This is a genomic window from Vibrio sp. Y20_XG_PY13, from assembly GCF_024181925.1.
GTDB lineage: Bacteria > Pseudomonadota > Gammaproteobacteria > Enterobacterales > Vibrionaceae > Vibrio > Vibrio parahaemolyticus.
In genome coordinates this window covers 366697-379992 of sequence record NZ_JAMZAL010000004.1, presented here as the reverse complement: position 1 = coordinate 379992, position 13296 = coordinate 366697, and the positions used below count along the sequence as shown (strand labels likewise).

11 protein-coding genes are annotated in these 13296 nt (G+C 45.7%); 7 read left to right on the top strand and 4 right to left on the bottom strand.

The window, feature by feature from the left end:
• Positions 1-245: 245 nt before the first annotated feature.
• Positions 246-1871, top strand: coding sequence for a methyl-accepting chemotaxis protein (locus NL646_RS13025; RefSeq protein ID WP_029851040.1), 1626 nt, complete (start codon positions 246-248; stop codon positions 1869-1871).
• 188 nt (positions 1872-2059) lie between these two features.
• Complete coding sequence (gene asnS, locus NL646_RS13020) at positions 2060-3460, top strand: asparagine--tRNA ligase (protein ID WP_005458036.1); 1401 nt, start codon at positions 2060-2062, stop codon at positions 3458-3460.
• A 91-nt stretch (positions 3461-3551) separates the two neighbouring features.
• Here the strand turns inward: asnS and NL646_RS13015 are convergent, their stop codons facing one another.
• Together NL646_RS13015 and NL646_RS13010 are read right to left on the bottom strand one after the other, a co-directional pair.
• Entirely contained in the window at positions 3552-3776 is a 225-nt protein-coding gene (locus NL646_RS13015) for a hypothetical protein (RefSeq protein WP_005485465.1), read from the bottom strand.
• Between the two features lie 99 nt (positions 3777-3875).
• On the bottom strand, positions 3876-5267 hold the full coding sequence (locus NL646_RS13010; protein WP_024702483.1) for a PLP-dependent aminotransferase family protein: 1392 nt from the start codon (positions 5265-5267) through the stop codon (positions 3876-3878).
• Positions 5268-5445: 178 nt separating this feature from the next.
• Between NL646_RS13010 and NL646_RS13005 the strand changes: the two genes are divergently transcribed.
• From NL646_RS13005 to NL646_RS12995, 3 genes are all read left to right on the top strand, one after another.
• A complete protein-coding gene (locus tag NL646_RS13005; protein WP_005483298.1) occupies positions 5446-5676 on the top strand; it encodes a hypothetical protein in 231 nt (76 codons plus the stop codon).
• Between the two features lie 198 nt (positions 5677-5874).
• On the top strand, positions 5875-6174 hold the full coding sequence (locus tag NL646_RS13000; RefSeq protein ID WP_005458048.1) for a hypothetical protein: 300 nt from the start codon (positions 5875-5877) through the stop codon (positions 6172-6174).
• Positions 6175-6547: 373 nt separating this feature from the next.
• Complete coding sequence (locus NL646_RS12995) at positions 6548-7738, top strand: amino acid aminotransferase (RefSeq protein ID WP_253664309.1); 1191 nt, start codon at positions 6548-6550, stop codon at positions 7736-7738.
• A 99-nt stretch (positions 7739-7837) separates the two neighbouring features.
• Here the strand turns inward: NL646_RS12995 and NL646_RS12990 are convergent, their stop codons facing one another.
• Complete coding sequence (locus NL646_RS12990; RefSeq protein WP_005485468.1) at positions 7838-8479, bottom strand: outer membrane beta-barrel protein; 642 nt, start codon at positions 8477-8479, stop codon at positions 7838-7840.
• A gap of 194 nt (positions 8480-8673) precedes the next feature.
• On the opposite strand from NL646_RS12990, the gene NL646_RS12985 reads away from it, so the two are divergent.
• Both NL646_RS12985 and NL646_RS12980 read left to right on the top strand, forming a co-directional pair.
• Entirely contained in the window at positions 8674-10563 is a 1890-nt protein-coding gene (locus NL646_RS12985) for a putative nucleotidyltransferase substrate binding domain-containing protein (RefSeq protein ID WP_140355782.1), read from the top strand.
• Positions 10564-10571: 8 nt separating this feature from the next.
• The gene (locus tag NL646_RS12980; RefSeq protein ID WP_172401897.1) at positions 10572-11291 is read left to right on the top strand and encodes a 3'-5' exonuclease; all 720 of its coding nucleotides are present in this window, start codon (positions 10572-10574) and stop codon (positions 11289-11291) included.
• A 101-nt stretch (positions 11292-11392) separates the two neighbouring features.
• Here the strand turns inward: NL646_RS12980 and NL646_RS12975 are convergent, their stop codons facing one another.
• A complete protein-coding gene (locus tag NL646_RS12975) occupies positions 11393-13276 on the bottom strand; it encodes a methyl-accepting chemotaxis protein (protein WP_005458057.1) in 1884 nt (627 codons plus the stop codon).
• Between the last annotated feature and the right edge of the window lie 20 nt (positions 13277-13296).

The following is a 13296-nucleotide window of genomic DNA, read 5'->3' as shown; positions in this document are numbered from 1 at the left end:
CCAAGAGACAAGCGTTACCCCATACAAGCGTAGCAAAAACTGCCGCTTATTCCTGACCTCTTTGCCATCACGTACACCAAAGCGTCGCATTTTTGTCATGCGCCAAACATTTGATTACACAGCACTCACATCACAATTACATATCCCCAACATGTGTAGGGTCACAATCATTCATTTCGCTCATCGCGCAACCTATGCGAGAAGACTAATATTGTGCAGTTCGTTCCAATTACACTTATAAGAATATGCGCTCAACTATTACCTTTAAGCTCCTGCTTGCGTTAATTGTCGTTTTTAGCTGTGTTCTCGCCGCGTCGACGGCGTACCAACACTATCAACAAAAAACGCTGATAAATGATGTTCTTAGTGAACAACTGCACGACAAAGCCAGCAACTACTTCGATAGTCTGAACATGATGATGCTCACTGGCACCATGTCTCAAAAGGAAACACTGCGACAAAAAGCACTCGCTCAAGAAGGTATTGAGCAAGTTCGAGTGCTACGTGCCGATGCCGTTACAAAGCTGTACGGTGCAGGGCAATCCAATCAGCAACCTATTGATGAGATTGATCAGCGTGCACTAGCGGGCGAGCTAGTGATAGAACCAATTACTGCGGACTGGGGCAAAGGCATTGTTGTGGCGCTGCCAATGAAATCGAGCCAAAACTATCGCGGCACCAATTGTGTTTCTTGCCATGTCGCGCCAGAAGGTGAAGTATTGGGCGCGATTCGCTTGGAATACAACATGAACCACGTGAGTTCGATGATCAATAAACAAGCGATGTACGCGATGGGCATCATGTCTGCCATTGCGTTGGTTGGTTTTCTCATCACCATGGGCTTGATTCGTAAGATCATCGTGCGACCAATTCAAAAAACCTCGCACTTTATGTCGAACGTTAGTGCCAGCAAAGATCTCTCCCAGAGACTTGTCCATAAACAAAATGACGAAGTTGGCCAACTTTCCCAATCTATTAATTCCTTTATGGATACCGTTTCGGAAAGTCTTGAGCGCGTGCAAGACACCTCACACTCGTTAGCAGGGTCTGCGGGTCGTCTCACCGACGTTGCTCAATCCACTGATGAAGCAGCAAACAATCAGCAATTAGAAACCAATGAAGTGCAAAACAACATTATTGATATGTTGCAGCAGCAAGTCGTGGTTGAAGAAGCAACAATCAACGCAACGACGTTGGTAAACCACACCGTTGACGTAGCTGCAAACAGCGCCAGCCAAGCACACAATGTCAGCGAAGACATCAAGAGCTTAGTCAGCAACATTGAACAAGTGCGTGAGAAGATTACGTCTCTAAATCAGAGAACCGAAGAAGTTTCCTCAATACTCGGTGTGATCAAAGGCATCGCCGAACAAACTAACCTACTCGCTCTAAACGCAGCAATCGAAGCGGCACGCGCCGGAGAGCAAGGTCGTGGCTTTGCAGTCGTTGCCGATGAAGTGAGAAATCTGGCCTCACGTACCGCCGAAGCCACCAGCAACATTGAAAACATCATTTCCCAATTTCAGCAAGGCAGCGAAGAGTCTCTGTCGTCGGTCGATCATGTTTGTCAATTTGCTCATCAACGTTCACTGGATGTCGAAGCGCTGTCTGAAACCATGCACAATGTTGTAGACGAGATGCATCAAGTGCTGAAACACGCAGAAAACATCCAACTGCAAACTCAAACCACCTCGGATGTCAGCAAGCACATTCAATCGAAAATCGACGTGATTACTTTGCACGCGAACGACACGTCTCAATCTGCCTCTCATACACGGGATATCAGTGTCGATTTGGAAGAACTTTCTGAGCGTTTAGAGCAATTACTTAACCAATTCACCCTTTCTGAGCAACAAAGGGCAAATAAATAGGAAATTTCTCGCGTCCAAATTGAATATAAAGGTTGAAGCTGACGAATTGACGGGTAATATGTCCCATTGAATCTGTAAAATTCTATCCAACTCAATGCTTCGCTTGTTTTTTAAACAAAAATGTTTTGAGACAAGCACTTTGATAAGCGTTGAGTTGAATTTTTACCTCAATGGAGAATATTTAAAACATGACTTACGCGCCTGTATCAGACGTACTAAGCGGTAAGCTAGCAGTAGACAGTGAAGTAACTGTTCGCGGCTGGATCCGTTCACGTCGTGATTCCAAAGCTGGAATCTCTTTCCTTGCCATATATGACGGCTCTTGTTTCGACCCGATTCAGGCCGTGGTCCCTAATAATCTTAATAATTACGACAATGAAGTGCTTAAGCTAACGACTGGCTGCTCTGTTGAAGTAACTGGTAAGATTGTTGAGTCTCCTGCGCAAGGTCAGGACTTCGAACTGGCTGCAACTGACGTTAAAGTTGTAGGTTGGGTTGAAGATGCTGAAACTTACCCAATGGCAAAAACTCGTCACTCTATCGAGTACCTACGTGAAGTTGCGCACCTACGTCCGCGCACTAACGTAATCGGTGCGGTAGCACGTGTACGTAACTGTCTATCTCAAGCAATTCACCGTTTCTACCACGAGCAAGGCTACTTTTGGGTCTCTGCGCCACTAATTACGGCTTCTGATGCAGAAGGTGCTGGTGAAATGTTCCGCGTTTCTACGCTAGACATGGAAAACCTACCTCGCACAGACGCAGGCAAAGTGGACTACAACGAAGACTTCTTCGGTAAAGAAACGTTCCTAACCGTATCTGGTCAGCTAAACGCGGAAGCTTATGCTTGTGCACTAAGCAAGGTTTACACTTTCGGTCCGACTTTCCGTGCTGAAAACTCAAACACAAGCCGCCACCTAGCAGAATTCTGGATGGTTGAGCCTGAAGTTGCGTTCGCAGAACTAGACGATGTAGCGAAACTGGCTGAAGACATGCTTAAGTACGTGTTCAAAGCAGTACTTGAAGAGCGTCGCGATGACCTTGAGTTCTTCGCTCAGCGTATCGACAAGCAAGCGATCACTCGTCTAGAGCAATTCGTTTCTTCTGACTTTGCACAAGTTGACTACACTGACGCGATCCAAATCCTTCTGGACTCTGGTCGCGAGTTCGAATTCCCAGTTGAATGGGGTATCGATATGTCTTCTGAGCACGAGCGTTTCCTAGCTGAAGAGCACTTTAAAGCGCCAGTAATCGTGAAGAACTACCCGAAAGACATCAAAGCGTTCTACATGCGTATGAACGACGATGGCAAGACTGTAGCTGCGATGGACGTTCTAGCACCTGGCATCGGTGAAATCATCGGTGGTTCTCAGCGTGAAGAGCGTCTAGACGTTCTAGATGCACGTATGCGTGAAATGGGCATCGACCCTGAACACATGAGCTGGTACCGTGACCTACGTCGCTACGGCACAGTGCCACACGCTGGCTTTGGTCTAGGCTTTGAGCGTCTAGTCTCTTACGTAACAGGCATGGGCAACGTTCGTGATGTGATCCCATTCCCACGTACACCTCGCTCTGCGAACTTCTAATCACTTTTTAGTGACTCAGAATTAGAAAGACCTCCCAAGTGGAGGTCTTTTATTTTGTACGAATAATTTTCTCGCAATCTGCGTGTACAATTTAACTGTTGCTTTCGTCTTCATCCTTATCTGCTCGCGCGGCGTATTTCACTCCAACAACACACAAACCAAACATTACGAATGGAATCACAGCGGCGGTGTATTCCGTCCAAACCATATGAGAAAAGGACTTCGCCAATATCAGGTGCGCAAACACCAACAAAAATGCGCTAAAGATAGCAACACCCATTAGCCTAAGTTCATGCTTTACCAACTGCTTTTTCATTATTGCTCCTAACCTAAAATGGTTGTCTGCTAGTAATTGAAACACAGCTTCGGATTCGTTCACTGATACAGTTTGAGCAAAAAATAGGTAAACAGTTGGCTAGTGAAGTAATTCTCCGATCGTCTTCACGGCTTCTTCTAGTTCATCGTTGCAGGGTAACGATGTATTAAGCCTTAGGTAGTTCTCATAATCTGGGCCGACAGAAAACAACTTACCGAATGCAACGGTGATGTTGTCTTCCAATAACTTCTGATAAATCGATTTTCCGCATTTTGATTCCGGCAGTTCAACCCACAAAAAATAGCCGCCCTCTGGCTGTGTGTAATAAATCGATTTAGGAAAGTACTTATCGATCAGTTCAATGAACGTGGATTGTCGCTGCTCAAGATTCTTTCGAAGTTTTCTAAGGTGATTATCATAGCTGTCATTTTGCAAATAATGCGCAATACCTTGTTGGATAGGTGCACTACCTGACAAAGTCGAGATAAGTTGCAGTTTTTGCAGATGCTCATTAAAGCGCTTGTTGACCACCCACCCCAGCCGATAACCCGGGCAAAGACTTTTTGAAAATGACCCGCAATGCAACACACGATCTTGGGTATCAAAAGTTTTAAGCGAACTTGGTTTCTTGTTAGAAAAATAGAGCTCTGAATACACATCGTCTTCAATCAAATACACATCGTGTTTATCAGCAAGCTCGACGATGCGCTGCTTCTGCTCATCATTTAATGATGTTCCGGTTGGGTTGTGAAAGTTCGTCATCAACCAACACGCGCGAACATCATGGTCAGTAAAAGCAGCTTCAATTTGTTGCAAAGAGTGCCCGATACGCGGGTCTACTGAAATTTCTATCGCCTTTAAACCCAAACGTTCTATCGCTTGAAGCGCTCCGTAAAATGTTGGCGATTCAACCACGATAGTATCTCCCGGTTGTGTCACGGCCTGAAGGCTCAAATTCAACGCTTCTAACGCCCCTGAAGTAATGACAATGTCATCATGGGTTAACACCATACCTTGTTGAATGTAACGTTGAGCAATCAAACGACGCAGTGATTCAGAGCCTGGCGGTAAGTTATCCAATAGCGTCTCTGGCCCCATCTTCCTACCAGAACTGGCCAGATTGCGATTCAACGCATCCAATGGAAACAACGCAGGATCTGGAAAGGCAGATCCGAACTTCATCGCATCCGGAGACGCTTGATTTTTGAGGTAGTCGTAAAGCTCATCATTGATGTTAGAGCGATAAACAGAGGTCGCAGGAGGGCTCGGTTCCAAACGATCCAGCTCTGCGGTAACAAAGTAGCCAGACTGAGGTTTTGCCGCGACCCAGCCTTGCGCTTCGAGCAACTGATAAGCTTGTAACACCGTTCCGGCGCTGACGGAATGATTTCGGCTGGTGACACGCACTGACGGCAGCTTTTCTCCTGCTCTCCATGTGTTTTGCTGAATCTGCGTTTTGAACAGTTCAGCCAGTTGGCGGTATCGGTTCATGTTTCCCTCATTTATCACGACCGAGCGAACCTTAGCATACTTCGCGCCCGTATTCTGATAACGCGACTATCAATCTCGAAACGTAATTAATCAATCTTAGTGATATCAATTCGCGATACGAAGTGAGAATTTATGTTCCATACTTTCAAAGGTATGACTTTTATTTCGGGAGAAAATGATGAAAGTATTTACTATGGATGACCTCTCATACCGAGGTGCTCATAAAGGCGTACACAGCTGGGATCACCCAGCCAGCACAACGCCTTACTACTGGCACCCTGACTGGTTACATATTGCAGAAGACGCGCTAGGTGTGCACAAAACAGCGGATCTAGTCGTTCCAGAAGGTGAAACACCAACAGAAGAGCACGCAAAAGAGGCGATTGTTAAGCACATTAATGGTGAATAGCCAGAAGCGAACCTTCTGTTATGCAAGGTTGAGAGCCTTTTGGAACAAAACATGTCTGAATGAGAACTGTGCATCATCGTGAGCAATCTATCGACAGGATAAATAGATTGCTATCACATTAATTTTCATGCCATCTGTTACATTTAGAGGCTAATGGTGATGCACACCTCAACTCATAGACTATGAGAGACGATTATAATGACGAAATACAACGAGAATGACATCAAATATAAAGGCGAGACCAATGGCGTACATACGTGGAGTGTGCCATCAGGACAGCCTTACTACTGGCATCCAGATTGGCTACACGTTGCCGAAGATGCGACAGGGTCACACCCAAAAGAAAAACTAGATGTTCAAGCTGGTGACACCCCAACGCAAAAGCATGCGCTTAAAGCAATCCTAAAACACATGAACGATTGGGCGACAGATAAGTTGTCTTCAAATCCTGACATCGAAACCAATGCGGTAGAGTCAGAAATTGAGCTAAAGAAATAGACCTCAACGTTCGATGTAAATTGAATATGCAAGCGCCCCTCACCGTTGGGGCGTTTCTTACCCTTCCCTACTTTTTCCTCCACAACAGGCTCTGCTTACCTCGCTGGATTCACGTTTTAAACCGCCTAAAATCGCTCCTCAGTAGCCATCAGATTCATGAATTGTTCGATTGAATAAATTAGCACCGAGTTGCTACAAAACTCCCCTTTACATCCGGATTTAACCAAGGTTTTCATAGCAAAAGCATCGGTTATGTTAGCATCCTGTTTCAAATCGAAATTTTTTTACGTTTTCTTATCAGTAAGTGTTGTAACGAATATTGCTGAAAGGTATAAATACGAGCAGACCCCTTCGATTAACATGGATGAAGATTATGTTTGAAAAAGTAGTTGCCGCTCCGGCCGACCCTATCCTTGGCCTTACTGAAGAATTTAAAAAAGATCCTCGCGCTGAAAAGATTAACCTTGGCGTTGGTATTTACAAAAACGAACAAGGCGAAACACCTGTTCTTGCTACCGTAAAGAAAGCCGAAGCAGCACTGATTGAAACGGAAAAAACCAAATCATACCTAACCATCGAAGGGACTGCTGAGTACGGTCTGGCGGTACAAAAACTACTTTTCGGTGCAGACGCTGAAATCGTAGCGGAAAAACGCGCAAAAACAGCTCAAGCGCCTGGTGGTACAGGTGCATTACGCGTGGCGGGTGAATTCATCAAACGCCAACTTGGTAACGTAAAAATCTGGATCAGCAACCCAACTTGGGCAAACCACAACGGCGTGTTTACCGCTGCAGGTCTAGAAACGGCTCAATACACTTACTACAACGCAGAAACTAAAGACAAAGACTTCGATGCAATGCTAAACGATCTTCAAGCTGCATCTGAAGGTGACATCGTTCTTCTACACGGCTGCTGCCACAACCCAACCGGCATCGATCCAACTGCTGAAGAATGGGAAACACTAGCGAAGCTGATTGCTGAGAAGAAACTGCTTCCTCTGTTCGACTTTGCATACCAAGGCTTTGCTAAGGGTGTAGAAGAAGACGCAGCTGGCCTACGTACTTTCGCGAAATACAACAAAGAAATTCTCGTTGCGAGCTCGTTCTCGAAAAACTTCGGCCTATACAATGAACGTGTAGGCGCATTCACGCTTGTTGCTGAATCTGAAGAAGTGGCAACAACAGCATTCTCTCAAGTGAAAGCGATCATCCGCTCTATCTACTCTAACCCACCAGCTCACGGCAGTGCTGTTGTTACTCATATTCTAAACAACGAAGAACTGCGTGCCGAATGGGAAGCGGAAGTACAAGAAATGCGTGACCGTATTCAAGAGATGCGCGAGCTGTTCGTAGCAACTCTGAAAGAAGAAGGTGTGGATGCAGATTTCAGCTTTATCGAACGTCAAAACGGCATGTTCTCGTTCTCTGGTCTATCTAAAGAGCAAGTTAACCGTCTGAAAGATGAGTTCGCAATTTACATCGTTGGTTCTGGCCGTATCAGCGTAGCTGGTATGACACAATCAAACATGGGCCCGCTATGTAAAGGTATCGCAGCGGTTCTATAATCTGTCGAAAACAGACAAAATAAACGAAAAGGTCAGCGTATGCTGACCTTTTTTGTTGTTCTTAAATCTGTTGATTCCGGTTGAAGTTACTAAATGGGATTAAAATACGAACTTCAAACTTAAGCCGACTTCGTTGATGTAATCCGAACTTTCACCACTGTAATCTGTATCACGGTATTGGTAATACAAGCCCGTGCCAATCACATCATGCCATTGGTAATTGAAGCCGATTCTGTACTTGTTCTCGTCAACCACATCACTTCGGTTGGCCTGAATCTGTGCTGACACCATCCATTGTTCATTTAAAAGATAGTTTGCACCAATGGTCACCGCTTGAAGAAACTCGGTGTCAGAGGAAATGGTGCTATCCGTTTTTTCATCCGTCGCTTTCGCTTTCAGCGCACCAAGCCCATAAGTACCATAAACGTCCAGTTGGTCGTTAATCCCATAACGATAACCACCACCAAACAACAATCGATCCACACGTAGTGTTAGATCGTCAGGATGGAAAAACTGCGCTGAGTAATCAACATTAAACAACCAATTATCGGTGATGAGATAATTGCCACCCAATCCCAGCGTGGTCGCATTCGAGTTGTCTAGCCAATCTTTATTGGTCGTACCCGACCCCACATCCAAATAAATGTGCTCATACCCAAATTTTGCAGCTTGTTCCGCTTCCGAAGCGATACTGATTGCGGGCAAAACTACAAGAGGTACAAGCAATAACTGTCTCACCATCTTACTTCCTTTCATGAGAGTCACCTAAAAACTTAACTACAATTGGCAATTTCCATATTAGCCGAATTAACAAAACCTTGTCGCGGGAGATGTCCGAATCTTATGACTCAGTACGAAAAAGCGTGATCCAATAAGATTCTGTCTTAAAACTGCGTTAAGATTACTTTATTATTTGCGAAACAAAAGGCACCCGAATGGATGCAGAACTTCTCGAGATATATAACTTTCTCGCCAAGTACCCCCCTTTCAACGAACTTCCAGAAGAAACTCTGACCAAAGTGACAGAAAACGTTGAAATCTCTTACTACCGACAAGATACCCCAATCATTCACTTTGGTGATCATATTCAAGATCTCTTCGTGGTAAGAAGTGGCGTGGTGGAAGTTTATCGCCGCAAGGGTGAGCTTTATAACCGTCTCGATGAAGGCGACTTATTCGGTCAAATGGGGCTGCTTACCAACAACAAAGTTCGTTTCCCGGTAAAAGCTATTGAAGACACCCTACTCTACTGCATTCCGGTCGAGGTGTTTCAAGAGATCTACGACAACTTCGACTCTTTCGCCGATTTTGTTGAAGTAGAAAACAGCGCCCGCTTGCGCCAAACCATTTCAGAAAACAAAGACGCAAACGACTTAACCACCTCTAAAGTCAAGACCCTACTTACTGGCGATGCCCCGACCATAAACCGCGGCCAAACAATCCAACAAGCAGCGCAGTTAATGGCTCAGGACAACATTTCATCACTCTTGATTGTCGACCCCGATTTTGTCCTTGACGAAGATGACCCGCAATCGCCCGTTTTAGGCATCATTACTGACCGAGATTTATGTACTCGAGTGCTTGCAGAAGGCTTGTCTCCTCAAGATGATGTTTCAACGGTCATGACGACGGAAGTGATTTCTCTCGACCATAATGCTTACATCTACGAAGCCATGCTAACGATGTTACGCTACAATGTGCATCATCTGCCGGTGGTCAAAAATCAACTGCCGATAGGCATCATCGAAACTACCGATATTGTTCGTTATGAATCGCAAAACTCACTGCTTCTCGTAAGCAGCATTTTTCAGCAGCAAAGCATCGAAGATTTAGCAACAGTCGCAGAAGAAGTCAAAAGCAGCTTCGTACGTCTGGTTAACGAAGACGCCAATTCACACATGGTTGGCAGCGCGATGTCGGTAATTGGCCGAAGTTTCAAACAGCGTTTGTTGGAGTTGGCCGAAGAAGAACTTGGTGCGCCTCCGATTCCTTATTGTTTCCTCGCATTAGGTTCAATGGGACGCGACGAACAGTTGCTGGTTACTGACCAAGACAACGCCATTATTCTGGACGAATCCTATCAAGAAGAGAAACATGGCAAGTATTTTGAAGATCTCGCCAAGTTTGTCAGTGACGGCCTTGACGCTTGTGGTTACAAATATTGTACCGGTGACATCATGGCCACGAACCCAATGTGGCGAATGACTCGCTCCGAATGGGAAGAATGTTTCGCTGACTGGATTGACGATCCCAACCCGAAAGCGTTACTGAATGCATCAATATTTTTCGATTTAGATGGCGTGTATGGCCGCTTAAAATGGGCAGAACAGCTCACCAGCTTCATTGTGCGTCGAGCGCGTAAAAATAATCGCTTCTTAGCATGTTTGGCTAGAAATGCGCTAAACCGCACGCCGCCATTAGGCTTCTTCAAAGATTTTGTGATGGAAAAAGACGGCCAGCACAAAAACTCGATCAACCTAAAACGTCGTGGCACCGCGCCGCTGGTTGATCTGATTCGTGTGCATGCCTTGGCAGTTGGCTCTCGTGCACAAAACTCGTTTGAACGTCTCGACGACATTATTGACGCAGGCATCTTGCCAAAAGGTCGAGCACAGGATTTAAAAGACGCGTTAGAGTTCATCTCTATGGTACGAATTCGACATCAAGCGACCGATGTTGAGCTCGGAATTGAGCCAGATAACAACATCGAGCCAGAAAATCTCTCCGATTTTGAACGCCGTAATTTGAAAGATGCCTTCCAAATTCTCAGCAATGGGCAGAACTTCCTTAAGTTTCGCTATCAAGCAAATAAGAGCTTTAAGTGAGGTTTGGCATGATCAAAAAGCTATTTCAAAAGCCTGCGATTCAATGGCCAACCAAGTTCCAGCAAAAGTTGGAGCTCGTCAGTGATGAAAATCTTGTCGCCTTTTACGACAGCGAATTACCAGCGCCCAATACCCCCATTTCAGAGGTTGAATTTGTCGCATTGGATTTCGAAACGACGGGACTCAATCCCGAAAAACACGACATTATTACTATCGGTTTAGTACCTTTCAATCTGAGACGTATTTTTCTGCGCGATGCTCGACATTGGAAAGTAAGGCCTCAGAAAAAGTTGGATGAAGATTCCGTCATCATCCACGGCATCACTCACAGCGAATTGATTGATGCGCCAGATCTGAGCGATATTTTGGGTGAGTTGCTGCCTTGCTTAAGCGGCAAAATCATCGTTGTACATTATCGTCGAATCGAGAGAGAATTCTTGGATCAAGCGCTGAAAGCGCGCATAGGGGAAGGGATTGAGTTTCCCGTGTTAGACACGCTACAAATCGAAGAGAACATCCAAAAGAGAAGCGCTGGCGGCATTTGGAATCGCCTGAAAGGAAAGAGACCAGAGTCTCTACGTTTGGCGCAGTCTCGACGCCGCTATGGGTTACCAGACTACTCTCCGCATCACGCGTTAACTGATGCGATTGCTACTGCCGAGTTGCTTCAGGCGCAGATGGCGCATCACTACAATGATGACCAACCCATCAGTGATTTTTGGTTGTAGATAGATTTTTTGTTGTAGCTATTTACCAACAATCATTCACCGAAAAACATGCATTAAAAAGGAGCCTATCGGCTCCTTTTGTTTTTTAGTCAAACTGAGAATTACAGTTTAAAACGTTTGATCTCTTGCTCAAGCTCGTGAGACAGCTCAGATAGGTGCGCTGCTTGCTCCGCTGCTGAGTGAGCTTCTACAGAAAGCTCGTTCGATACGTCGCGGATGCCTTCTGTGTTACGAGTGATTTCTGTCGTTACAGATGCTTGCTCTTCCGCCGCAGACGCAATTTGCGTTGCCATGTCACTGATGCGCTCTACCGCACTGTGGATTTGCGTCAGGCTCGCTGCTGCAGAATTCGCGTCATCCACACTGGTATCAGCCAAACGACGACCATCTCCCATGATATCAACCGCTTTCTTGGTTGTACCTTGAAGCATTTCGATCGTTTCTTGGATTTCTTTGGTCGATGCGTGAGTACGTTGGCTCAATACGCGAACTTCGTCAGCAACGACCGCAAAACCACGACCTTGATCGCCTGCACGCGCCGCTTCGATCGCTGCGTTCAGTGCCAACAAGTTAGTTTGCTCTGCAATGTCTTGAATCGTCGATAGAATCGTGTTGATGCTATTACCGTGCGCTTCAAGTTCTTGGATAACATTTGTCGCGACTTGAACTTCTTGCGCCAAATTCTGGATAGAACCTTGCGTTTGATTCACTTGGCTAGAACCGTGAGCACATGCTTGCACCGCTTCTTCAGAGCTATGCGCTGTGCTGTCTGCGTTACCCGCAATCTCTTGCGTTGCTGCTGCCATTTCATTAACCGCTGTCGCAACCATGTTGATTTCGTCTTGCTGGTAAGAAATACGCTGGCTACGTTCTTCTGCTTGTTGTGCCGTTGTACGAGCTTGCTCAGAAAGTGAGGCAGAAACTTGGCTTAGCTTGGTAACCATCGTGTGCATGTTACCCACAAAGCGGTTGAAGTTCTCAGCCAGTTTGCCCACTTCATCGTCACTGCGAGGTTCTAGGCGTTGAGTAAGGTCGCCCTCACCAGATGCAATTTCTTCCAATGCATCAGACACGCGGCCTAGGTCACGGAACAAGAAGCCAACCAACCAAGATACCGCAAGAATCACAACGATGGTGATCATCACAGCGGTGATCAGCAGGTCACGAAGCAGTACTGCATGGCCTGCTTCTTCTGTTGCGCGATCCATTTCAATCGCGAACATCCAATGCGTGCCAGGTACTTTCTTGAAGTAGTAAAGCTTCTCTTGGCCTTTCAGCATCGTGCTTTCAATCTTGCCTTCTGCTGCCGCACGCTCAATAGCCTCTTCTGAAAAGTCTTTTAGAAAACTGGTGATAGGCTTAAGCGTTAGGCTTTTATCTGGGTGAGCAAGGAACGTACCTTCGTTCATATCAATCAACATTGCGTGCGCATTTTCACCCGCATCAAGATTGATTACGTCATCGATAAGCTGATCAATAAGTACGTCAGCACCCACTACACCGATAAACTTGCCGTTTTTCATTACTGGTTCAGCAATGGTCACTAGCAATGCGTTAGTGATAGCGTCTTGATATGCTTCTGTGATGATCTGCTTACCTGCTGCATTGGCATCTTTATACCAAGGGCGAGTACGCGGATCGTAGTCAGCACGGTTACGCTCTGGGTGAGAACGGTACATATCTCCGTTTGGTGTACCCAAGAAGATGTCGTCAAAGCCACCAGCTTTGCGTGCTTGCTGTAGGAAAGGAACAACGTCTTGCTCTGTCGAGTAGTCGTTGAATGCGCTTGCAATATCCTTACGGATATTAACCCAGTCCGAAATACCTTCTGACGCTGTGGTACTTAGACTTTGTGCTCGTGAATAGACACCTGAACGAGTCTGATCAAATAATTGACCAGCCGACAACCAAGTAAGTGCTGTTGCCATCACAACAACAGCAGAAAGGCTTGCGCCTATTAGCTTTTGTTTTAATGATATTTTCATAATTATAATTGAGTTGGGAG